18 protein-coding genes are annotated in these 24,662 nt (G+C 54.6%); 1 reads left to right on the forward strand and 17 read right to left on the reverse strand.

Features of this window, described 5'->3' with window-relative positions:
- Window positions 1-65 precede the first annotated feature (65 nt).
- The 5 genes from HPY30_15400 to HPY30_15420 form a co-directional block, all read right to left on the reverse strand.
- Entirely contained in the window at window positions 66-3,191 is a 3,126-nt protein-coding gene (locus HPY30_15400; GenBank protein QYZ67244.1) for an efflux RND transporter permease subunit, read from the reverse strand.
- A 24-nt stretch (window positions 3,192-3,215) separates the two neighbouring features.
- Window positions 3,216-4,259, reverse strand: coding sequence for an efflux RND transporter periplasmic adaptor subunit (locus HPY30_15405; protein QYZ68079.1), 1,044 nt, complete (start codon window positions 4,257-4,259; stop codon window positions 3,216-3,218).
- A 544-nt stretch (window positions 4,260-4,803) separates the two neighbouring features.
- Complete coding sequence (locus tag HPY30_15410; protein ID QYZ67245.1) at window positions 4,804-5,382, reverse strand: elongation factor P-like protein; 579 nt, start codon at window positions 5,380-5,382, stop codon at window positions 4,804-4,806.
- A gap of 2 nt (window positions 5,383-5,384) precedes the next feature.
- The gene (locus HPY30_15415; GenBank protein ID QYZ67246.1) at window positions 5,385-6,305 is read right to left on the reverse strand and encodes a hypothetical protein; all 921 of its coding nucleotides are present in this window, start codon (window positions 6,303-6,305) and stop codon (window positions 5,385-5,387) included.
- Window positions 6,306-6,426: 121 nt separating this feature from the next.
- Window positions 6,427-7,863, reverse strand: a complete 1,437-nt coding sequence (locus tag HPY30_15420) for a multicopper oxidase domain-containing protein (protein ID QYZ68080.1) — start codon at window positions 7,861-7,863, stop codon at window positions 6,427-6,429.
- Window positions 7,864-8,577: 714 nt separating this feature from the next.
- On the opposite strand from HPY30_15420, the gene HPY30_15425 reads away from it, so the two are divergent.
- A complete protein-coding gene (locus HPY30_15425) occupies window positions 8,578-9,426 on the forward strand; it encodes a sensor histidine kinase (protein QYZ67247.1) in 849 nt (282 codons plus the stop codon).
- Between the two features lie 149 nt (window positions 9,427-9,575).
- Here HPY30_15425 and HPY30_15430 read toward each other — a convergent pair whose 3' ends face one another.
- From HPY30_15430 to HPY30_15485, 12 genes are all read right to left on the reverse strand, one after another.
- A complete protein-coding gene (locus tag HPY30_15430; protein ID QYZ67248.1) occupies window positions 9,576-10,334 on the reverse strand; it encodes a PEP-CTERM sorting domain-containing protein in 759 nt (252 codons plus the stop codon).
- A 437-nt stretch (window positions 10,335-10,771) separates the two neighbouring features.
- Window positions 10,772-11,707, reverse strand: coding sequence for a sulfotransferase (locus HPY30_15435; GenBank protein QYZ68081.1), 936 nt, complete (start codon window positions 11,705-11,707; stop codon window positions 10,772-10,774).
- Window positions 11,708-11,750: 43 nt separating this feature from the next.
- Window positions 11,751-12,800 carry a sulfotransferase gene (locus HPY30_15440; protein ID QYZ67249.1) on the reverse strand — a complete coding sequence of 350 codons (1,050 nt, stop codon included), beginning with the start codon at window positions 12,798-12,800 and terminating at the stop codon, window positions 11,751-11,753.
- A gap of 3 nt (window positions 12,801-12,803) precedes the next feature.
- The gene (locus tag HPY30_15445; GenBank protein QYZ67250.1) at window positions 12,804-13,718 is read right to left on the reverse strand and encodes a hypothetical protein; all 915 of its coding nucleotides are present in this window, start codon (window positions 13,716-13,718) and stop codon (window positions 12,804-12,806) included.
- Between the two features lie 35 nt (window positions 13,719-13,753).
- The gene (locus HPY30_15450) at window positions 13,754-14,956 is read right to left on the reverse strand and encodes a glycosyltransferase family 4 protein (GenBank protein ID QYZ67251.1); all 1,203 of its coding nucleotides are present in this window, start codon (window positions 14,954-14,956) and stop codon (window positions 13,754-13,756) included.
- Window positions 14,953-16,359: a hypothetical protein gene (locus HPY30_15455; protein QYZ67252.1), complete on the reverse strand. Its 1,407-nt coding sequence runs from the start codon at window positions 16,357-16,359 to the stop codon at window positions 14,953-14,955. Before HPY30_15455 ends, HPY30_15450 begins: the two co-directional genes overlap by 4 nt.
- Window positions 16,360-16,378: 19 nt before the next feature.
- On the reverse strand, window positions 16,379-17,953 hold the full coding sequence (locus HPY30_15460; GenBank protein QYZ67253.1) for a hypothetical protein: 1,575 nt from the start codon (window positions 17,951-17,953) through the stop codon (window positions 16,379-16,381).
- Between the two features lie 16 nt (window positions 17,954-17,969).
- Window positions 17,970-18,758 (reverse strand): 3'(2'),5'-bisphosphate nucleotidase CysQ, encoded by a 789-nt coding sequence (gene cysQ / locus HPY30_15465; GenBank protein QYZ67254.1) that lies wholly within the window; start codon window positions 18,756-18,758, stop codon window positions 17,970-17,972.
- A gap of 116 nt (window positions 18,759-18,874) precedes the next feature.
- The gene (locus tag HPY30_15470; GenBank protein ID QYZ67255.1) at window positions 18,875-19,726 is read right to left on the reverse strand and encodes a hypothetical protein; all 852 of its coding nucleotides are present in this window, start codon (window positions 19,724-19,726) and stop codon (window positions 18,875-18,877) included.
- A 46-nt stretch (window positions 19,727-19,772) separates the two neighbouring features.
- Window positions 19,773-21,098, reverse strand: a complete 1,326-nt coding sequence (locus HPY30_15475; protein QYZ67256.1) for a flippase — start codon at window positions 21,096-21,098, stop codon at window positions 19,773-19,775.
- 14 nt (window positions 21,099-21,112) lie between these two features.
- The gene (locus HPY30_15480; protein QYZ67257.1) at window positions 21,113-23,323 is read right to left on the reverse strand and encodes a polysaccharide biosynthesis tyrosine autokinase; all 2,211 of its coding nucleotides are present in this window, start codon (window positions 23,321-23,323) and stop codon (window positions 21,113-21,115) included.
- Between the two features lie 22 nt (window positions 23,324-23,345).
- A complete protein-coding gene (locus HPY30_15485; protein QYZ67258.1) occupies window positions 23,346-24,473 on the reverse strand; it encodes a sugar transporter in 1,128 nt (375 codons plus the stop codon).
- Window positions 24,474-24,662: the final 189 nt, after the last annotated feature.

Here is a 24,662-nt window from a genome sequence, read left to right on the forward strand (position 1 = left end):
CGGAGTCATCGCGGCGGGGCGCCGCTCCTACAATTTAATGTCCCGTCTGCCTGAAGCCGGGTGGTTTAATTGCTCTGTCGGTCTTTCCAAACGAAGAAGGCGGCGGGGACCACCACCAGGGTGAGCAGCGCCGCGCTCAACATGCCGCCTACCATTGGCGCGGCGATCGGCCGCATCACATCTGACCCGGCTCCTCCCGCCAGCAGGATCGGCAACAAACCGAGAATAACGCTGGCCACGGTCATGATCTTTGGTCGCACTCGCAGTACCGCCCCCTTGATCACTGCCTCCCGTAACTCACGCTTTGTCATCTTCCGTCCTTGAGCGGCAGCGCTATTCGCTGCGGCGGCATAGGACTGGTTGAGGTAGACGATCATCACCACCGCGGTCTCCACCGCGATGCCGGAAAGCGCGATGAAACCTATGCCGACAGCGATGGAGAGGTTGAAGTCGAGTAGCCAGAGCATCCAGGCACCGCCGGTGAGGGCGAAGGGAAGGGTGCCGATCACGATTGCCACTTCAGTCATGTTGTGGAAGGCGAGGTAGAGCAGGATCACGATGATGATCAGGGTCAGCGGCACCACCTGCGCAAGCCGCGCATTTGCCCGCTGGTAGTGTTCGTATTGGCCCGACCAGGTGATCGAGTAACCCGGTGGCAGCGTCACTGCCTGGTTAACCCGCTGTTGCGCCTCTGCCACATAAGAGCCCAGGTCCCGCCCCCCGATGTCGACGTAAACCCAGCCGTTGGGACGGGCATTTTCGCTCTTGATCATCGGCGGTCCTTCCTCCACGCTGATCCTCGTCAGCTGACCGAGAGTGATGTGTCGGCCGTCCGGAGTGACGATGGGCAGGTTGCGCAGCTTCTCCTCGCTGTCGCGAATGGTTCGGGGGTAGCGGATGTTCACTGGATAGCGCTCCAGTCCCTCCACTGTCTCAGTGACATTCAAGCCACCGATGGCGGTGGTGACCACCGCCTGAACATCCTTGATACTGAGACCGAAGCGGGCGGCTCGCACCCGGTCGATTTCGACCCGGGAATAGCGCCCCCCGGCGACCCGTTCGGCAAAAGCCGATGCGGTACCCGGTACTTCCCGCAGCACCTCCTCGATCTCGGCGCCGATTCTTTCTATCACTTTTAGGTCAGGTCCGGCCACCTTCACCCCCACCGGTGTTTTGATGCCGGTGGAGAGCATGTCGATACGGGTCTTGATCGGCATTACCCAGGCGTTGGTAACGCCGGGGATATCGACCCGTTGGTCGAGTTCCCGCTTGAGTTCTTCCAGTGTCATGCCCGGCCGCCACTGATCTTTCGGTTTGAGACGTATGGTGGTTTCGATCATGGTCAGGGGTGCCGGGTCGGTGGCTGTCTCGGCGCGCCCGATTTTGCCAAAGACGCGCTCCACCTCTGGGACTTGCCGGATCATGCGGTCCGTCTGTTGCAGTAGTTCCTGGGCCTTGCCGATGGAGAGGCCGGGGAAGGTGGTGGGCATGTACATCAGGTCGCCTTCATCCAGTTCAGGCATGAACTCGGAACCCAGCTGGGAGAGGGGCCAGACCGCCGTGAGCGTCAGCAGGATACTGACCAGGAAGACCGCAAAAGGGTGGCGGAGGGCGATATCGATGAGGGGGCGGTAGCTACGGATGGCCCAGCGGTTGATTGGGTTTTTCTCCTCCGCGGGCAGCGGGCCGCGAATGAGATAACCCATCAAAACCGGCACCAGGGTGATCGACAAACCTGCGGCGGCGGCCATGGCGTAGGTTTTGGTGTAGGCGAGAGGAGAGAAGAGCCGCCCCTCCTGACCTTGCAGGGTAAAGACGGGCAGAAAGCTCAGGGTAAGGATGATGAGAGAGTAGAAGAGCGGTGGACCAACCTCGAGTGCTGCCGCTTGGACCTGTTTCCAGCGATGGTGCCCCGTGATCCCTGCGCCATCCCGCTCGGCATGTTTATGCATGTTTTCCAGCATGACAATGGCGGCGTCCACCATGGTGCCGATGGCAATGGCGATACCGCCCAGGGACATGATATTGGCATTGATACCCTGCCACTGCATGATGCCGAAGGCGGCGAGGATGCCCACCGGCAGACTGAAGATGATGACTAGAGAAGTTCGCAGGTGAAAGAGGAACACCACACAGACCAGGGAGACGATGATGAACTCCTCTATCAGCCTTTGTTGCAGGTTATCCACAGACTGGTCGATCAACCGGGACCGGTCGTAAGTCTCGACGATCTCCACCCCATCAGGCAGACCCGTCTTGAGGGATTCCAGACGGCGTTTCACGCCGTCGATGGTGGTGCGGGCGTTCTCTCCCCAGCGCATGACCACGATGCCTCCGACCACTTCACCGAGTCCGTCAAGCTCAGCGATACCGCGGCGCATCTCAGGGCCGAGCCGGATATCGGACACATCCTTCAGCAGGATGGGGGTACCCTTGGAACTCAATCCCAGAGGGATTTCACGCAGATCCTCCACTCCTTGCAGGTAGCCTGTGGCGTAGACCATGTGCTCCGCCTCGGCGCGCTCGATCACCGACCCGCCGACCTCTTGATTGCCGTCGCGAATGGCCTGCTTCACCTTGGAGAGCGGGATGTTGTATAGGCGCAGCAGGTTGGGATTCAAGACCACCTGATACTGCCGCACCATACCGCCCACGGTGGCGATCTCCGCCACTCCCGGCACGGTCTGCAGTTCATACTTGAGGAACCAGTCCTGGATCGACCGTAACTGGCTCAGGTCGTGTTTGTGGTGTCGGTCTACCAACGCGTATTGATAGACCCAACCCACCCCGGTAGCGTCGGGTCCCAGGGCGGGTGTTACCCCCTCGGGCAAGCGGTCGCTGATCTGGGAAAGGTACTCGAGGACTCTGGAACGGGCCCAATAGAGATCGGTATCGTCCTCGAACACCACATAGACGAAAGAGTCGCCGAAGTAGGAGTAGCCACGAACCGCTACGGTGCCGGGCACCGAGAGCATTGCGGTGGTAAGGGGGTAGGTGACCTGTGACTCCACCACTCCAGGGCTCTGACCTGGAAACTGGGTCTTGATGATCACCTGCGCGTCTGAGAGGTCGGGGATAGCGTCTATCGGTGTGTTGCGCAGGGCGTTGATACCCCAACCGATCAACAGCAGCGTGAGCAGTAGGATCAGCAGACGATTCTGGATCGACCAGCGGATGACTGAGGCGATCATCGGGGAGGTGTCTTCTCGCGGAGGCTAAGGCAGTGTTGGCAGTGCGAGGCGGGAGAGGCTGGCGTGAAGATTGGACTCAGAGTCGATGAGAAACTGGCCTGAAACCACCACCCGCTCGTTTTCTTTAAGTCCATTGGTTATCTCTACCCACTCACCCCGTTCCTCGCCGATTGTGACTTCACGCGGCTGGAAACGACCTTCTCCCAAGGCGACGATAACACGCTGTTGCCTGCCTGTCTCGATGAGCGCCTCACGAGGGATGGCAAGTACGTTGAGCCTGGGAGGAGTATGGATGGAAATCTCGGTATACATGTTGGGTTTAAGCAGTTCGTCCGGGTTGTCGAAGCGCATGCGAACCTTGAGGGTGCGCGTCTCGGGGTCAAGGTTGGGGTAGATGTATTCCACCTTGCCTTCCCACACCCGGTTGGGAACGGAAGGCAGGCGAACTTCCGCTTGCAGACCCTCCGTCACCCTGACGGCATCGTTTTCAAACACATCAGCAAGCACCCATACGGTGGAGAGGCTGGCGAGAGTAAGCACCGGGTTTTCCGCTCTGACAAAATCACCCTCCAGCACATTCAGGACTGAAATGATGCCCGCATCCTGGGCGAAGGTCTTGTCGTAGTAGGCCGAAATCAGCGGTGTCTTGATGCCGAACAGGAGTTGGCCTTTCTTCACCCGCTCCCCTTCGGAACTGACTGACAGATTTTCGATAAAACCCTCGGAAGGTGCATACACTTTGACCAGCCGGTCACGGTCGTACCCCACGTAACCCAGGGTCTCCAGTCGATGTAACAGGGTGCGTTTCTGCACACTTGCAGTACGAACGCCCAGTTGCTGGATGATTTCGGGTCTGATACTCACCGGCGGCAGACTCTCATCGACAGACTGCGCTGCAGCTACCGGCACCAGATCCATACCGCAGATCGGGCAGCTCCCGGGTTTAGCGGACACAATCTGCGGATGCATGGGGCAGACGTAGTTCGGATCAAGATGTTTCCGGGCATGCTCCTCCTCAGTCTCCACTTGGGTCTGTTCCGGCTTGTCGGGAGTTATCCCGCTTTTCATCGCCATGCCCTCGTGTTCCGGTGCCGGCTGCACTTTGGGTTGTTCGTTCATCATCATCTTGTGATCGGACATGGCCGGTGCGGATTCCGGCACACTGGTCTCTTCTTTTGCCTTCACCAAAAACATACCGCAGATATCGCAGCGACCCGGTTGATCGCTGGTCTGTTCGGGATGCATTGGGCAGACATAGCTTGGATCACTATGCTTGTGGACATGCTCTTCTGCCGTCTCTGCAGCAGCTGGCATCGTTGCCGCGCCGGTAGTCTCCGTCTCCGCTTTCACCAGAAACATTCCACAGATTGCGCAACTACCCGGCTTATGGCTCGTTTCCTGAGGATGCATTGGGCATGCATAAGCAGGGGTAGAGTGCATTTGAGTATGTTTCAACCCATGCTCATCCACAGCATCTGCCAGTGCACCGCCCGCCATTACCATGATCAGTAAAAGCGCAAGAAGCTGTTGGAATTGCTTAAGGATGCGGCAATTGTCCGCCTCCCCCTGTAGGGGAGGGGAAAGGGTAAAACAGGGCGTAGACGGACGTTGACTAGCCATTGTGCTGATGCTTCATGTGCTCATTCGGCATGTTCTGGTCAGCCTTCAGAGTCTTTCTTTTATAGGTGAAGGAAGTGGGTTCGGTTCGGTTTTTTCGGCCCTGTACAACATATTCGACGCTGACCTGGTATTCACCTTCCATATCGAAACGGGCAAAGGCGCGATGGTGCGATTCGTGGGAACGCAGGGCGACGCGCTGTGGCTCGCCATGGCCCTCGATGACCAGTGCGCCCAGCGCCTCCTTGATGAGCCCTCCACTATTATCTTCCGAGAAGGTGATGTTGAAGAGGTGGGTGGGCCCCCTGGCTCCTGGTTGATGCCGTGCCGGCGATTCGGCCCTGAGTACGAACAGGCGAACATCGACTCCATCGACCTTGCTTTGGTTTACAGGTGCCCCAAGTGGAACCGCCAAGTCGGAGATCATGCCCTGGTTCGTGACATAAATCGCGCCGGGATAGAGTTTTTTGTCCGGGTCGTCAACTTTCTGCTCCTCTGCCAGCAGGGGACTCTGCATGCCCACGCAGAGGCCGAGACCCAGCAGGCAGTAAGCTGTTTTCTTTATCGTATCCATGTCTAATTCTCCAAAATCAAAATATTGTCCTGGCGTGCACCGGCAACGACGATGCTGACTTTCTGTCCCGCTTTTATCTCATTGTTCCGGTTGTGGATCACCATGAAAGAGGAACCGAGCTGGTTTAGATCTTTAGGTGCCATGAGGCCGAGCCTGGGTACCCGAAGTACGGAGTAGCGGTTGCCCGTTGTCGGGTCGAGTACGTAAGTATTCTTGCCAGCTGTATCCATCGATTTGATGCCCTTGGAGCGGAACTGGACATTCAACAGGCCTCCGTTGCCGCTTAGCTTCGCATCGATGACCTGCAGCGATGCCCCCGCCGGTGGTTTTTCCCTTTCAGCCTTGAGCCGCTCTGCTTCCAATGCGCCGCTAGGGATATACCCGGCTCCCTTTTTTGGCACTATGTCATGTTGTTCCAATCCAGCCACGGCCACCACTACCGGTTTGCCTGGCGTTACCAGTCCCTTTTTGTCCCAAAAAGTGAGTTTGGACGCCGGTATCTCGGCCGCTTTTTCCAGGGACACGCTCATGGCGATCATCTGCAGACGGTCAAGTTTCACGAATTCTGTAATCTCTTTCTTTTCAGTCTCTCTGTTTTCGTTCTGTTCGAGGTGCTTTTCGTTTTCGGCCTCTCTCTCCTCAGTGATAATAAAGGTTGCCATGGGATGTGCCGGCAGCTCTTCCACCTCCACGATCCGATAGCTCAACTCGATCTCCACCCCTTTGGCGGTCGGTTGCTTTATCAGCAGGCGTTCCACGTTGAGTCCCCTGTGGAACTTCGTCTCTGTTTCGCTGCCGCTCTTGTTTGCGGCATGTTCATCGGCATGTGATGCGTGATGATGAACGGATTGTGCCGGAACTGTCACAGGCAGCAGGGCGAGGCTGCCGGCAATCAGGATTGAAGGCCACTTGTTGTAATTCATGGGATACCTCACTTGCATTTCTACGAAATCCCGGTTTAAGAATAGATCCGTGTAGGACGATCGCCTGAAAAAAGAGAGCAGCTCGCGCTGCTCTCTTCATGTTGACGATAACGGCTTAAGGCTATTGAATCGTGTTGCTGATGTGAATCAACTGAGCCTGACCGCCGGGGTAGAGCCCGTTATTGGTCACCGTGTAGTCGTTGTGGCTATGCGCCGGATACCATTGGTCGAGCAGGTTTTGGTCGACATTGTTAGGATCGATTGCGCCCCAATCAAAGCCGAATTCGTTGGCTCCGCCACCTTGGCCATTGGTGAATGACTGGGTGGCGTTCATGCCCACCCGGGCCAGGCTGCTGGTTGGCAGGATCACGTCGTAGGTCTCGCCAGAGCCGACGTGCACGGTGTACATCTCCCGTTTCTGATCGTCAGAGTTAAAGGGATTTGCATCCTTACCGACGATTGAGAAGTGGGCGCCGTGGATATGCCAGGGAACCTCCTGGTAACCCATGTTGATGATGCGCATCAGCACCCGTTCGTTCCAGTTGGCCTCGATGGTAGCGGCATAGTTGGAGCGCTTACCCCTGAATGGGATCGCAGGATCGTTGTTGCTTCCGGTGAGCATGCCGGTGGGTGGTCCTTCAGCACGGCCGTTACAGCCTTCGAAGTCACCGGTTGCCGGGTCGGCGGTTCGGCTGGCCGCATTACAGGCGGCCATATCCTTCAACGGCAGCAGAACATCAGGGAAGGCACGGCCGTTCACCATCCACCAATCGGCTTGGTGGTCGGCAAAATTGTAGCTCTCGACTTCAGCGATCTCTGCCGGTGTCTTGGGACCATAAGGCAGACCGGCGAAGGCAGCTCCATCGAAGTCGGTCTGGATGGCATCGTGACCCGCTGTGTCGATGTCGGAGAGCAGCACGATGAATTCACGATCGTAGCGATCCTTGTCGAAACCGTAGACACGCTTGCCTTGGTTCTTTTTACCGCGGGGGCGGATGACCATCGCACCGTACATGCCCATGGTGATGTGCTCGGAGGCTTCCACATGACAGTGCCACATGTAAGTGCCGGGTTTCTGGGCCTTGAAGTAGTAGGTGCCGACGTCATTCCCAGCATCCAGGCAGGCTTGTTGCGCGACTGGATCAGCATTCAAGACCGGATCATTACAGGTAGGCACTTCCCAGGAGGTCTCGTTAAAACCGTCGTTCTGGGTGGAGACGTGCAGACCATGCAAGTGGATGGTGTGTGGATCTACCGGGGCCAGTGGATTGGCGTTGCCGATGTTGCGCAGATGGACGAAGACATCGTCGCCCTGATTCACGTCGATGATCGGTGCCGGCATGTTGGCACAGCCCGGTTGGGCCGCAGTGCCATCCACGTCATCGCAGAAGCCGCGAATATAGACCTTGCGGTAGTCTCCTGCAGCTTGGTAGACACCCCCTGTGGCCGGCGTATTTGGCGCATACCCGTTGTGGTTAGGCAGATACATCATGCCGTCAGTGGCAGCGAGATGCAGGTGCCTTACCGCTGCCGATGCCTGGCTGCTAAACAGCGGCATCGCGACTGCGAGTCCTAATAATAAGATCCTCTTCTTCATTTTTCTCTCCTCCGAGATTAACAGGACCAGCGGGGCAGTCCCGTATTCTGCTTCATGCGATTGATTTTAATTCCTGGCTGACCATTCCCCATCACACATGCCGACCAAAGTCATAAAATCGCCAATTTAAAGTTAAATAATGGCTAAATCATGAAGCAGCGCATTGAAATTACCTTTTAATCGTGCTTGCCCGCTGCCGATATATTTAAATATTGTTTCAGGTATTGATCAATTTGGTGAAACCCTACTATGATGGGTAGGGTGAACCTTAATTTTATCTTAAGAAACAGGGCGAACCGCTTGCGGATAGGCTATTGGTTTAAAATAAAATCTATAAAAAACAATAAGATATAAATATCAAGATGGGGTGATGTCGGTATTCTTTACAGATATTTGTCGTGGCACCAGAAGTAATGAAGTAAAAAACCCTGAAAAAACAATAAGTTATTAAAAGACCTTAGGGTATTTACGGTGTCGGGATACTTTCCACTGGGTATTTTTCCGCTGGATGGGTCTCAGGAAATGTGACATATATCAAGCTGGTGGTGCTGGTTTTTTGTTGTGGCACAGGGTTTGCATGCTATTTCATCAAATAACAGCCTGGCGTAGCGGACGGCAAACGGGCGTGAAATAGAAAACATAGCACTTGGCCATAAATTACGGGGGATATAACGGATGGAAAGACTGAAAGTCGTTAAGGAGTCTGTTGGTGGGCGGCAGGTACGTCTGGGCTCCAACAGCATGCCTGAAATGGTCAAGCGGTATGAGAGCCTCGACTTCAGTCCGGTGGAATTGGCCGATGCCCGCACTGCTGGTTGTGACAGAAGTCATTCCGGTTCGGGTTCGGAGAATCTTCCACTCTCCCTGCTCAATGCCCAGGAGGCGGAACGAAAGCGGATCTCGCGGGAACTGCACGATTCCGTCTGCCAGTCGCTGACCGAAATCAGCCTGCGCGTACAGCGCTGCGTTACCCATATCGAACGGGAAACTGCCGAGGAGCATCTGGGTGATGAGTGGGAGAATCTTTCCTCATTGCCCCTGTTGGTTAGGGAGTCGCTTGCCGAAGTTCGTAATATTTGCATGGCGCTTCGTCCCTCTGTGCTGGATGACCTTGGCGTTATTCTGGCCATTCAATGCCACTGTAGGCGCCTGCGTGAGACGAAGCCGGGATTTACCATCGACACGTCGTTTACAGTGTCGGAGGATCAGATTCCAGACAAGTACAAAACCGCGATTTTTCGTGTGGTGCAGGAGGCGTTGAACAATGCCGTCAAATACTCCGATGCCACGAGAATACTGGTCACTCTGCACAGAGAGGGTGACGAGTTACTGCTGTCGATCGAGGACGATGGGCGGGGCTTTGATCTCACTGAGGTCTACGCGAAAAGTTTTCCCGATCAAAACGGCGGGCTGGGTTTGTATAGCATGCCTGAGTGGGTTGAAGGACTGGGCGGCAGATTTTTCATTGAGACCGATCAAGATCGTGGCACTGTGGTCAGCGCAAATTGGCTGTTGGCTGGCTGAAGCCTCTTCCTGTTCTCATTCAATCTCTTTGGGTTTGATTCCCCGCAGCTTGCTGCAATCCATTATGCCTACAATTTAATACCCCGTCTGCTTGCAGCGGGGTAGAACGTAGGGTGCACCGTGCGCACCAGGGTTTCTGCAATCGAGTGCTATTTGAGGCGAGGAGAGAAGCGCTGTCCTACCGTTTTACGCCTGCTGCTGAATGCGGTGAGTAAAAACAGTCCGGCGAAGAATAGAAACAGGCTTGAAGGTTCCGGCACGACACTGACTCGTTTGATGCGAAATTTGTCGTCGGTCTGGCCAATGGCGGGCGCGATGATCATCTGGTCGACCCCGCTAAGTCCTGAGAGGCTGAAAGGATTACTGAGGCTGATCTGTCCAGTGGTTTTGGTGAACCCGGCGATGCTCTCCAGGGTGACGAAGTTGAGATCCGTAAAACTGTCGATGCCGTTACCCGCGTCGGCATAGAGGGCGTCCAGGCCACTGCCAAGCCAAAGGGAGAAGTGATCGCTGCTGGAGACGCTGCCGAATTCAATGGTCAGATCCTCCAGGAAAAAATCGAAATCGAAGAGTATCAGGTCGATGTTGTCCTGATTATCGATCTGGGCGCTGCTATCGCTCACTTCCTTGTTAACGCCGAGACCATTGTCGCTATTGCGGGTCAGTTTGGCATTATTGAAGGTCGGGGAGAAACTGCCGTCGGGATTTTTTACCTGGGCAAAAGCATTGAGGATCAGCGTCTCACCAGAGGTGGTGCAGTTCACAGCGTCGGTGCTGACCCCTCCTGTGCTCAACGACTCATCACATGCGGAGGTTCCGGTGAAATCCCAGGTGACCGCCCCTGCGTAGGCCCCTCCCTGTAATCCGAGAGTCAACACGATTCCGTACATTGCTTGTGATAGTTTCATGTCTTGTTCCCGCCCCGGCGTATGTTAGTCGTTGGTAATGTGGAGAGTGCACGCTACTTGTAAATAGTGAAATGCACTTCTTTCTTGTTGATTTACAGGGATATAAGCAAGTCATATGCCAGAATTTAAATTTCAGTCTAACTACTTGAATATTATGAAAAAATAGGATGTGTTTACGAGCGGCAGCCAGCAGATGCTGTCTGCATGTAAAGGATTCCGACATAAAAAGGAAGTGTGTTCATTAATGTCGGGTGTTTGTTACGCGGAATTTACAATTATATGGGAAATATATTCCTCTATTCTCGAAAAAAAGCAGACAACATATTGATTATACAGAAATTATTTTTATATGCAGTTGGTGGATTATGCTGCTGTAAAATATCCCGACATCCTGTTTGAGTACTATCCCGGAGAATTATTCTCTGTCCCACAGATCTTTATTCGTAACCGAGCACGCGTTGTGTCTCTTCAAACGGACTGCGTAGCACGGCTGCTAATTCAAACGGTTGGCGGGCTGGTACGGGACGCAGGGTATCTTTCCCATATTCGAGAAATTTTTCGTCCGCAGGTAATTCGCAGAAGCTGAGTATGTCCGAGAGCCAGGTGTCCGGATCTGCCGTCAATTTCTCGTAGTCGATTCGCATGACATGATCAGGGTTATTCTCACACAGGCGCTGTCCCTCCCTCATACTGATGATCCATTCAACGGCTGCCCTGTCGGTATGCTTGTCGAAGGCCATAATCTCGTCCTGATGGCTGGCAAGATCCCGATGCTCCGGCAGCAGCTGTTCCACCAACAGTCGCCATTTACGGTCATCTCTTCCCCACCAGTCATGGGTCTCATCGCCCTTGTGAACCCCCAGTCGTTGCGACCAACGGTTTATGGAGGTGCAGGTATCCCACCCATTGCGTGCAAGGAATAGAAAACGGGCGTCTGGGAACAGTGCCTTGATAAACGGGGTGCGGAAGATTATTTCCGGATACTTGTCGACCACCCTGCGTGACCCTGTCATACGCAGGTAGGCACCGTAGAGTCTTTGCAGGGTGATCCTGAGTTCATCACTCGCGTGTGTCTCGTTCATGCGGTAGTCTGCTGGCAGGCTGCTGTAGTTTCCTATCAGGTCCTCATTCGGGTACGCCGAATGCCAGAGGGCCTTGGGTTCGTTCAGAAAGCCCACCTCCCTGTGCATCGATAACAGCACTCCGAGGATGGTTGTGCCGCTGCGCCCTGTGCCGATGATATAGATGGGTTTTTCAACCGGCTTCAACTGCGGAAGCCTTTTCGCTACACCATGGATGCCAAAGACCAGTGGATTGATCCAGCGTCCCTTTGTCGTCAGTGGCCGTCCCTCGAAGAGCAGATAGCTGATCAGACGCGGCAGCAATCGTCCCGGCCTTGTCTTTACATAGTGTTTGTCAATCTGTGCGATCATTGTGTTTGCCTCCGCCCAGCAACGCCCTCAACTGGATAAGTGTACGTTTCGGGTTGGCGATAACTGCCCCGAGAACATGGAGTGGGAAGCGCAGTAACGGCAGCACCAGCCAGGGATACCATCCGGAGCGGGCAACGGGTTCGTAACCAAGCTCCTGCATCAGTCCGGCGGCGGCTTTTTCTGCGATCAGGATGTCGCCTTTTGGAAGATGGCCGCGCCAGTCTGCTGAATACGATGCTGAGATGCCCCGTTTCTCGATATTATGTTCTGAGTGGGAGGAACCGACTTGGGGTACGTCGAGCATACGCTCGTCAAACGGGATACCCAGGAAGGAACAGAGTGACGTGAGTTGCTCCTCCGGTTCCTGGGTGAGAGACTCGAATTTCAGTTCGTGATATCTCGGGTGATCCTTCAGATTGTGTCCCTGCCGTACCGCCTTGCTCCACAGTTTGATCATGGTGAGGGGGTGATAGTTCACCAGCACACGCAGGACGTTTTTCCAAGGCATGCTTGCGGCGCCTCGCCATTTTTTCGTCCAGCGTTTTCTCTGTGAAAAGAGCACCGCACGGGGATCGCGCATGATCTGTACCACGCGTGATTCCGGGAACTGCTCAAGCAGCTCTGCCGCATAGAAGATGTTGCGTGGTGTTTGATCAGTAATCAGCATTTCGCCATCCCGCTCCGGGAGATGGCTCAACACATGGCGGAACAGGGCTGCTGCTGGAAAGTTATCAGTGGACTGCTGCTGGTATAAGTCTGCGATCAGTCTCCCGGCTTGTTCCCGTGCATCTGCATCCGGCACTCCGGAGAAGATACCATGCCTGACACGCTGCAGCAGAACGGCGGCGGCATCTTCAGCGCTAACGCGATTCCAGTTTAGATCCGGTAGACGGGGATCCCAGAGCTCACCGAAAAAGTGTAGTTCGTTCAGTGCAAGAATCGCAGGGTGTTGTCCCAGAATGCGGTTGAGCATGGTGGTTCCGCTGCGTGAGGCACCGACAATGAATAGTAATTGGCACTCCTCGTCTCTCATTGCCTATGCACGCTTGTCTGGGTTCTGTTCAAGCCAGGCGGGGAGATTTGTGTATCCCCGTTCGGTAAGAATGTTGTTGAGCTGACGATTGGACTCCAGGAAGAGGTCCTTCGCGCGGGCTTTCTGTTCATCGCTTATGATCTCGCGCCGCTGCGCGGTATTCATAGACTGATACCATCGTCGCAGCACCCGCTTTACTCCAGGGTTGCCGCGGAAGAATTGCTCGCCCTTGTCGTTTACCCAGAGTGCGATTCGCTGTAGCGTCCGGTTGCGAAACTGCACTGTCTTGTTCTCCACGCCGAGACTGATTTCATCATATGGCGATTCGTCGATTTTCAGCCACCTGCAGATCTCATGCAGAAGTTTTGGTGCATCTGTGCAGAGATCATCGAAAAAAACCACTTTCAGACGTTCTCCGAACACTTCAAACCAGGGTTCCAGGTAGTTGGCATAACGTCCTCCCTCAATACCGAACCATATGTTGTTTTCCCGTTGGGAGAGTTCTTCTTCCGTCATTTTACGGCAGTGCTTCAGGTAGGACTCCAGCGAAAGATCGGCAGACAGTTCGAGCATAGTCTTCTTGAAGCGGTAGAAGGAGAGCAAGCGCCCGACAGGTTCGCGCAGCATCAGGATTATATGCGCATCGCCGAGGGTCTTTTTGATCGCCTGCGCCACGGGTTTGCCGCCGTAGAAATAACCCGGTGTCGACTCCATGATGTAGCGTTCACCCAAAGTGTCACTGAACTGCGCCTCGTACTCTTCAAGCGGTGCCATCGGTTCAGCATAGCGCAGAGGCAGGAAGTAACAAGTCTCCTTGATCCTCGATGCACCTATCTCCGGGTGGAGAGCAAGATAGGAGAAGAGCGAGGTGGTCCCCGCCTTGTTTACGCCTGCAATGATCAGATTGGGCAATGCCATATTTTTTCCCCCGAAACCCTGAAGGACCAGTGCCCTTACAGGAACTTTCCGTAGACCGCCTCGATTTGTGCCAGATGCCGTTGCGGTGAGAACTGTTCGATAACTTTTTTCCTGCCTTTGCGACCCATTTCGATCGCCTCGGACGGATGCTCTGACATCCACTTTATCCACTTTGCCAGCGCCTGGTGGTCGCCTGCTTCGATGAGGAAACCATCTTCACCTTCTGTTACGACTTCAGGCATACCGCCCATGCGACTGGCCACCACGGGCCGCCCGTGGGCGAAGGACTCGATCAATGCCAGGCCGAAGGTTTCGTAGCATTCTGACACGGTAATGGTACAGATGCTGCCGCGGATCAGTTTGCTGAGTTCTTCTCCCTGCTTGAAGCCAACATAATGTACATGTTCCATTCCCGGTTTGGACAGGTGCTGCTTGAGTGCCTCATGTTCGCTGCCGTCACCTGCAATGTACAGCGGTACTTCTGGACACTGTTCCGCCGCACGGAGCAGTGTCCAGAGACCTTTGCTTTTCTCCAGGCGCCCAAAGTAGAGACAATAACTGCCTCGTTCGAAGTTGGGTTGAACCAACTCGGCATCGATGAAATTGTGTACGGTGGAAATTCTGTCGGCCGGTGCGCCGAGATCGATTAACTTTCTGCGCTGAAAATCACTAACAGTGATGAAGTGGTCTATCTTATCTCTGGCGCCAAACCAACGGGAGACGTACGATTCTGCGGCGCTCAGACAGGAGCGTGCCAGTGAACCCCGATTGCAGCGGTTTTGTACCGCTCGCCAGAAATGCCGACCGGCACAGGCTTCGCAGGGGCCGTCAGCCGTCACCAGTCCGTAAGTCGGACACACAAGCTTGAACTCGTGCAGCGTCTGTACGATTGGGATACCCCGTCTCTTCAGCGGTGCAAGAATGGAGGCGGTAAGCTGTCCGTAATAGATATGAAGATGGGCAAGGTCGATTCGGTTTTCCTGCAACAGTCTGGCGATGGCCATGGCCGCAGGTCTTGAGTAGATATATCGCAGAAGATCCGCCGCTGAAGGGTTGTCGAAGTTGACGCCATGTGGAAAATATCGGCTCCAGGCACTTGCCTGGTTGTTCAGATGCTGTGCCGAAAACGGGATAATCTCATAACCGTTATCAGAGAGTAGCTTGTTTAGTTCGCACCGGTATTTATCCGATCCGCCACGGATAAAATTGATTTGCGAGATGCTCAGAATAGTGCTCATGATGTTTCGATGGGGGGCTTGGCGTTATCTTTGTTCCACCCATATCCGGAAGCTGACAGCAATCCGACGAGAAACCAGAAATAAAACGCGTACGCACGGATGACGAGCGTCCGCTCGACAAATGTGTAGATGAAAGTGACAACAATAAGAATCAGCACGGTGACGGCGAGCTTTCGCATTGTCGGTGTTACGGGCAGCTGCGATCTGCGAATACGGTTTGCATTGCGTCCCAGTCGCCAGAGCAGGAACATCCAGATGCTGAAACCCAGGATTCCGAAATAAACCAGCAGCGCCATCCAGTAGACGTCTCTGTAGGAGTTGTAGGTGAGCAGTTGGCTGAGTCCGGAACGGTCTGCAACAAACAACTGGATGGCGTGACCGGGATCAGGCCCGAATCCCAGCAGGTTGATTGATCCGAATATACTAACGAGCGCTTCTCTGAAGAACCAGAGTCGGGAAGCGGATGCGGACCTGGCCCAATACTCTTCCGACATGAGGTGGCGCATCAGTTCAAACACCGCAACCTGGTGCTCCCGTGCTTCACGCCCGGAGACGATGTTTCCACTCTCCATCGCACTGTCTACAGCGATCATCAGGGCACCCCCAATCATCAGCAATAACATACCCGGTACTATTCGGCGCCTGTCGCCGGAGAGCAGCAGTGCCAATATGGGGATGATGGCCCCCAGCATTATCGCTGCCCGTTTGTAGGTGGTGAGTATGCCCAGAATCAGCAAAGCTATCGCCACGACGAGAAAAATCGTCTCCCGCAGCGGGCGTGATCTCTCCATGAAAAAATCGCTTGCAGCAACCGACAGGGAAACAAGTAGAAACATCGCCAGGATACCCGGTTGCCCGAGGGTGCCGATGCCGGCGCCGACTCGATCCGTTGTTGGATCTCTGCTAAGCAGGGTTTTGCCGGCGATTTCGGTATCCATCAGGCGTAGATAGAAGAACTGCTTGATACCCTCTCCGCCGAGGAACTGTACGATTGCGATGGTGGCCTGAATAAGACCCAGAATGATGATCAGCCGAAAGACGATTCTGATCTGCTCTGGTTTATACCTCAGGTTGGCCAGGATATAAAAGAGCACCACATAGCGAAGTAGTGAGCGAAGATTGGTAACAGCCGGGACGGGGTCGGAGCCGTTTTTTACCAACGATACAAATGCAATCATTATGAACAACAACAGCGGGAGATCGACCAGGGTGCGCCTGAAAGGCCGTCCGTCTCCAAGGCGAGTGGTCAGCAGCAGAACGAACAGCAGATAGATCGACGCCTCCACCGCTACGAACAGAATGGACTGCAGGGACTCAGCGCCCGGCAGGTAACGCATCATCAACGATTCGAAGGGCAGATAGGCGCCGAGAATCAGTACAACGTTAAATATCAGGCGGTCCACACGACGATCCAATTCCCAGTCAGTTGATCAGCGCATCATCAAAGATAGCTGAACAGAATGAATTGCCCGGTAACAGGAGTTTGTCCCATTCTCCTGCCTGGTGCGAAATCGCCACTTCAGGCGGAGCAGTCGAGGGGGCCGTTTTGCTCCCACCGTTGGTGGCGGCGAGATCTCTGTTGGCAACACAATCCAGCTGCCACTGCCCCGCGAGTCTTGTGCCGTTGATCTGCACCTTCAGCATCTGTTCGGTGCTGCTCCGGTTGAGAAGCAGGAAATACCATTGCGACCCCGCACCACTCAGGACCGAAGCATTGACTGCAGAAAATCCTGCCGGGTATTCCTGGTTTCCCTTGATCATCGGGTTGTTGCCGATAGTAAAATCGTAACGGCTGTCTGTTTTGGCGAGTACTTCACCGATTAGCTGAAAAGGAAAGTACGCAGCCCGCTTTACCGTTTCACCTTTTGGCGCCATGTCCTCTTTCTTCGCTTTGGAAAAGAGTGAAGGCCATTTGCCCCTGGCTGCTATCTGATGATAGTTGGCGAGTGTAATGGTGTCGCTGTTGAGGATGCGGATAAAATGGTCGCCTATGAACATGGCATGCAACTGCGTATTGTTCATGGCGCGATTACCGAATCCGCGGATGTTCCATTCCGTCAGCCACAGTGGCAGGTCGCCGTATAGATCCCGATAGTATTTCATCGCCGGATCCCATTGCTGTTCAAGCCGGGAAAAGAGGTCATGGTAGAGGGTGTCAAGGTTGTCCGAATCCGGGATTCGCCAATAGGCGTGCACGGCTATGGCATCGGCAAAGTCAGCCTTCGTCATGGCCTGGTCCCATTCTTGTCGATAATCTCCTTTGGATCCTGAATCGGCAAAGAAGCCGGTCCCTGATACCGGGACGGCCAGTTGGATCTCGGGATCCTCCCAGCGCATGGCATCCGCATGTCTACGTGCTATTTCCAGGTAGTCCTCGGGACCGCCAATCAGGTCACGGTATATACGGATATAGAACTCGTTACCCAGCTCCCAGCGTTTTATTTTGTATCCCTTCTGTTTAGCGTAGCGCACCCAAGCCGCGCTCTCTTCCGGTGTGCCGGTAGATAGGTTCACAACTACCAGCGGCTCGATGCCAAAGCGTTCGCAAAGCAGCATGAAGTCATCGAACGAGAGGCGTCCCTTTCTCAAATTCTGCAGCGACCAGTATCTGTCGAGATTCTCCTGATTGAGACTCGCCGCGCGTGTAATATCCATCTCTTCAAGGCGGAATCCCTCTTCTGCCCAGTGGTAGAAATTACCTACGGTGCCTCCAGGAAATCTCAACATTAGCGGTTGCAGAGGCCCGATATGCTTGATGAATTCGTCATCGAGAAATCCGAAATGACCTGGCGCAAGGTTGGTGTTGAATCCGTAGACACTGTGATTTAATGGCGCTTGTGTCCGGCTGTCCACTTCGATTATGACCCCAGCCTGCACTTTGGCAAATGATCCCAAAAACAGTGCGGAAGCCAGCACAGCAGATCCCACTGACTTTACCCTTGCCCTGAATCCTGTGCCTCGCTGCTCCAAAATCAATTCATCACGGTGTTTGGGCACTTGCTTTGGTTTCTATTCACGACTGCCCGCAGTGCTCATGCCAGGGGTATCCACTATCGCCGAATACCAGAAAATAGGGATTTAACATCGATTCCTTTTTACCGTACCGCAACATGTTGCCTGCGGTGTCAGTCACCCTTCCTCCAGCTGCTTCGACTACCGCTTGGGAAGCAGCTGTATCCCATTCAGAGGTGGGCCCCAATCTGGGATAGATGTCCGCCTCACCGGAAGCGACCAGGCAGAGCTTCAGGGAACTGCCCATGCTGATCAGTTCGTGGGGGCCGAGTTCGTTGAGAAAGTGTTTTAAACTCTCTCCAGCGTGGGAACGGCTGCCCACTACCCGCACGGGACTCTGTCTGGTTCGGGTGGCGGAAATCGCATGAGCTTCCCCCGAACCGTTGCGCCGGAATGCGCCTGTTTCCAGGCTGCCGTAAAACAGCAGATCCAGCGCTGGTGCATAGACCACACCCAACACCGGTTGGTTGTTCTCGATGAGTGCGATGTTTACCGTGAACTCACCATTTCGCTTGATAAACTCCTTCGTGCCGTCCAATGGGTCTATCAGCCAGAAACGGGTCCAGGTACGGCGCACCTCGAAGGGGATGCTATCTGACTCCTCTGACAGCACCGGGATATCCGGGTCAAGCTTGTGCAGCGATTCTACGATGATGTTATGCGATGCAAGATCTGCTTCGGTGAGCGGGGAGTTGTCCGATTTCGTCTGTACGTCGATCTCTTTGGCGTAGACATCCATGATGGCCCGGCCCGCTTCGATCGCTATTGGAATGATTTCATTCAGATACATGTTACAAACCTTTATTGTTGGAAAAATGCCAATGTTCGATGAGCGTGCGACTATCCTCCCGTCCGATTGGCAATGGGCAATACAAGCCCTGTTTCTTGCTGATCATCGGTCTGGAATCACCAGTCAAACGGGCGACCGGTCAACGTTTCCAACCGTCTGTTGTGCGGGTTGAAATAGGCTTCGAGTCTGCGTCTTGTTGCCGCTTTCATGGCCGGAGTCTGCAGCGGTTTCTCGTTCCAGGCTACAAGACGCTGTTTCAGTCTGTCGGATACCCTGCGAGGCAGCAGACGACGGATGATTTTCTTAATCTTGCCGCGATATGAGAGCACTTTGGCCAGCTGCGGTGACCTGGCTTGGGCTGCCTTGTTGAAGCGTACTGAGACATCAGGTTCAAACGCTTCATCCACGCCGATCACTGAAAACAGCACACGACAGATGCTCAGCGGATCCTCCTTTAATTCGTCAAACGTAAATACATGCACCTGCCGGGGGCTGAAAATCATCTGTAATGCCGCTATCTGATCAGCGTAGATCCCTTTTCTAAGGTAGGTTGTGCCACCATCGCCGTCTTTGGATTCATCACAATCCGCCGACAGTTCCCGAGCGATGGCGGTCTCAAAATCTGCTGCATCCTCCCAGCCTCGACGTTTGGCATGCCAATAGGCGGAATAGGCCCTGTCGATTGAGTTGCGCAACACCATTACCAAATGCATGTCGGGATTGTGTGCATGAAGGCGCTGCACGGCGGTTGGGTTTCCGCTGACTGCGACGCTCTTGGCGATAATCCTGATCCCGGTATCTGTACAGGGGGAAAAATAGCGGGCATGGGCAGCCGGATATCCCTCTTCGAACTCCTCGTCATTGACGAAGTAGTTCATCTCCCGTTTGTCATGGGTGCAGACCTGGGGATGGCTTCCGACATATCGAACAAGCGAGGTGGTGCCCGATTTCTCGGCTCCGATTATCATTACATCGATCGGTTTCACAGAGCGTGAGTTCACTTGCTGTGATCCATTACACTTGTGACTCCCGTTTACCCATTCGTGCTGTAAAGGGCAGGGTGACAATGCCCAGATTTCGCCATACCAGGATTGCGGCAACGAGATTCTGGCTTGCCATGGTGACGGAGGTTGCCACCGCCGCCCCCATAATCCCGTATCGCGGCACCAGTATCAGGTTCAATACCAGATTGATTGCTACGCAGAAAATAATATTATTTCTCATCAGCTTCTCGTGGCCGGTCATCATCAGCAGATAGGCGACGGAACCTGTGGCCACGTTGACGAACTGGCCCAGGGCAAGGACGGAGAGAATCGTGCCGCCCTCTGCGAACTCGGCGCCGAACAATCGCAGTACCCAGTCAGGGAAAAGCAGAAATAGAGCCAGAACCGGCAGTGCGAGCAGGGTCATGAGCCGCGCCGCGCCCACTGCAGTGGCCTCCAGTGCCTGCATGTCGCCACGTTGATGCAGCTCCGCGAATTTTGGTGCGGAGATGCTGTTTACCGCAATCAGGATGAAGCTTGTAAGCAGGGCCGTGCGCTGGGCGATGTTGAAAATGCCGACATCGCTCGCTGTCCCCCACAATCCGAGAAAAAAAGTTGATGACCATTTGATCGCGAGGGCCAGCAGGGCAATCACCAGTAATGGTCGGGCGCTGTTGAGCAGGGCAGGGGGCAGCGACTTTCCACCTGAGACAGGGGATTTCTGCAGAGCACCCTTCCAGAATAATATGGCGATGGCTGTAGTGAGGAGTGCAGCTCCTACATGGGCCCAGGCGGCTCCCACAACGCCGAAAGCCGGGGTCAGGATCAGGACTCCGGGGATGGCGAGCGCCGGTAGCCAGACGCTCTGCACAGACACTGCCGCTTTGATTCGTTTGAGTCCCTTCAGTGAGTGTGCATAGAGGTTGAACACAGCCAGGGGGATGATGCCGAGAGACATCCATAGTAGAGGCTCTGCCAGTTGTGGCTTGCCGAAAAGATCCGACGCAATGGTGTCGGACAGGAGGGCTGTCAGCAGGGCTACCGGCAGTGCCGCCGTCAGGAGGATGCGCAGACAGTGGCGGTGCAGCACCGATATCATCGACCAGTCGCCCCTTGCAGCCTGTCGGGCGACCTCCCGCATGGCCAGAATGTCGGTGCCGAACTTACCCAGGGTACTGCCGAAAGTGATGATAGCCAGGGCGAGAAAATAGATACCCACGCCCTCGCTGCCGAGTTGACGTGCAAGCAGAATATTCAGTACGAAGGCCAGCCCTGCGGCTATGACCTTTAATACGAAGGCGGTCGTCGCGCCACGGATGATCTCCATCAGGTGTTCATTGATATGATGGAAATTCATGTGCAAATTACCCATCATCCCCGGGGATGGTGTTTGTCACGCTGATCGCTGTTAGTCCCGTTGACTACAATTCCGCGCAGCTCAACCCCGCCCTGCCACAGGCGTTTGGCCGAGTGCTCAAGTTCCGACAGGTTATGCTCACCGGCCTTCACTACCAGCAGGGCAGCGCCGGCGTGCTGGCCTAATATCACCGCGTCGGCAACTTCAAGCAAAGGTGGGGAATCCAGGATCACGCGGTCGTAATGAGTCTGCATGGTATCCAACACTTTCGCAAAGCGCTTCTTCATCAGAAGCTCCGCAGGGTTTTCAGCTGATCCGCCAGCGGGAAGGAGATGCAGGTGATCGAGACTGGTTTTCTGCAATGCATCGTTCAGTGTCAGATTCCCGAGCAGGATTTCTGTTAAGCCCGGCTCGTTCTTTTTTCCGAAGTGGTGGCTGAGCCTTCCATTGCGCAAATCCGCATCGATGATGCAGACGCGATCCCCCCCACTGGCCAGCACTACGCCCAGATTCGCTGCCACAAAACTTGTGCCGACGTCGCTCTTGGGTCCCGTTACCAGGAGCAGCCGGTTCGGTACCTGTGCGAGCGCGTGATTCAGGGTCGAACGCAGGCTTCGCAATCCCTCCACAGTTGGGTCGTCAGGCTGTATTACCGCAAGGAGTGATATAGCATTACTGCTTTTCTTTTGCAGTCTCTTCAGGTGTCTTTGTGCTTTGCTGTTGGGCAGTGCCACAAATACTGGAATACCGAGCCTGGCCTCGATCTGGTTCGGATCATATAAGCTCAGTTCCAGTGCACGGCGTATGAAGGCGCTCAGTATTGCGATGAATAACCCTGCCAGCAGGGCGATGAGAAGAATCTGGGCTTTGCGGGGTTTGACCGCTTCGCTCGACGTCAATGCCGGATCGATGATCTGTACATTGCTGACACTGCTTGCCTTAGCAACGCGCAGTTCCTGGGCACTTTTGAGCAGCTCCGTGTAGAGTTTGGTTGTAACCTCAACGTCGCGGGACAGTCGCAACATCTGTTGCTGTGTTTCAGGCAGATCCTTGATTTTTGATATCAGGTTGCGTTTCTCCCGGCGCAGACGCGTCAGTTGGGCATCCAGCGCCACTATGCTGGGATGAGCCTCAGTGAATTTTTGTCGCAGCTCATCCCGATTCTGGCGCAGTTCCGTGGTCTGTGCGTCAACTGCCACGGTGCTTTTCAGGACGGATTGTGTCTCCAGCGGCAGATCTACAGACCCCTGTTTCAGGCGAAAGTCATTGAGAGCGGACTCAGCCCGTTCCATAGCGGCGCGTAGCTCGGGAAGCTGGTCCTTCAGGAAATCGAGGGTCCTTTCCGCTTCCACGGAGAGGAATCTTGACTTCTGTTCCACGAATATACGGATGATCTCATTCAGGATCACTGCGGTTTCCTGACGATTCGACCCCGACAGCGTCAACCGAATCAATTCCGACTGACGGCTTGTTTCCTTCGCGGAGAAACGACCCTTTAGCGCCTTGATTGCTGTTAGCCGTGCCTGTCGAACCAGGTTGAACCGGCTTCCCGGATGCGCCTGCAGCCCGCTGATCCTGAGCCGCAGGTCGGCCGTCCCCGGGAGTGGCTGCGGGCTCTCGCCCACCTGTCCCTCAAGCAGCAGTTCACCGTCCGGATCGAATAGTCGATAACGCTGGGAATCCAGTATCATCAGTGTCAGGGTGGCATCGAGCAGGTTCGCCGGCACATTCAGTTCCGCGACTTCGATCCATTCACCACCCCAGGAGTAGCCCTCAAGGCCGAGCAGCGGTTTGGCTAGATCCCCTTCGCTCCCCTGGAAACGGCGGGCCAGAAACTCACCGACCAGTGGGAAATAGAGGGGAGTCGCTTTTACGTCGAGGCGTAGATTGTCAACCGTTCTGCCGAGTACTCGCCGGGAGTTGAGAAATTCGATCTCTGCGTTGACCGGGGACTGGTTTGCAAACAGGGAGTTGACTTGATCCAGGGCGGATAGGGTGTTCGCCTCCTCTTCTGCCTTGACTAATGCGTCGGCCTCGAACACTGGAGATGACAAAAAAGCCACGGCAGCGCCAATTAAAAGCGAGATCGCAACAATCGCAGTTATCATGCCGCGCGCACCGATCAGGATGCCGATGTAATCGTGCAGGCTCAATTCCGGTTCTGTGGGGAGGTAGGGCAGGGCGTGACGCGTCCCTGACTGCGGTGGCCACGGATCTCTACTCAATGTCTACCGCTCCAGGATTCGTTCAATTGCCATTACCCTGAAACAGAGGGAAAGCTGTCCTGCTGGCCATCTCCAGAATCTTTATCGTCGGTAGGATCTGGGACATTACGCGATTCCAGCGCACCACCTCGGCAGTGTCCACATAGACAACATCGTGTGGAAACAATGGAAACCTGTCCGCCAGGATGAGCGCGTCAGGCGAACTCGCGTTGAGATGAAAAACCTTCGGAGTGTCACTGCCGCGAATGACATAGACCCGCGCGGGATTTGAAGAGTTCTGGTCGACGCCACCTGCATCGGCAAGTGCCTCGGCCAGTGTCTTGCGGCCCTTGTTCATCAGATAGGAGGATGGGTTGCGTACTTCACCGAGAACAAAGATCTTGTTGTTGATCCGATCGGGAACGTAGAGCACATTACCGTGCTGCAGAAGGAGATTGCGCGAAGCATCTCCATTCTCGTACAGGGCCAACATGTCGACACGGTAGGTCTCGCCCTGGCGCGTCAACGTTAGTTGACGACGGTCGGAATCCAACGTAAAACCACCGGCCCGGTTGATCGCTTCCAGTGCGGTCATCGGCACATCGGTCACCGGATAGATACCTGGGTTGTTGACCTCGCCGACCACGTAGACGCGCTGGCTTCGGTAGTCAGCAACCCTCACGTCGAGTTGAATATTCTCGATGAAGTGGGATAGTTTCCTGGTCAACGCATCCCGGATCTCTTCGACGGTCAGGCCCTTGACGTCGATTTTTCCTGCGTAGGGATAAAAGATCGTCCCGTCCGGTCCGACTAATGTGCCGGCTGTCTTCGCATCGCGAAACTGTCCGGCAGGAATGGTTAGCTCCGGGTGGTCCCACACAGTGATATTGAGGACATCGCCAGGCCCGATGTGGTACTGGTATTCCGGTTGTTCGGGTGACGCTGAACCTGTCAGCTGCGGATAGAGAAGCGTTTCCTGTTCGACTATCAGTTCGCCGGTGATTTCATGTATGTTCAGCTTTTCCTGGGTGTATTCTCCATCAGAGGAAAGAACGGGCACACTGACAGTGCTCCCCCCCGTCGAATCCTGCATATGCATACCTGGCGCTATTGCGCATCCGCCAATGTGTAGAATGACTGCCAGTAATCCGAATGTCTGAATGTTTCGCATTTCAGTGATCCAAATGCCCACAAGTTATTATTGATGCCCTATTGCGAGCCGGCCTGTTGTCTCAATCTTTTCTGGCCGACGTTAAGGTCAGCGTAACAAATCCATATCACAAGTACTATTATCGATCCGGATTTTAGATCTTATGATTTCAAGCGCAATTTTGGTATATGCAGACATTTCTGATCGGCC

It is taken from the genome of Gammaproteobacteria bacterium (ex Lamellibrachia satsuma), assembly GCA_019623805.1.
GTDB lineage: Bacteria > Pseudomonadota > Gammaproteobacteria > Chromatiales > Chromatiaceae > QGON01.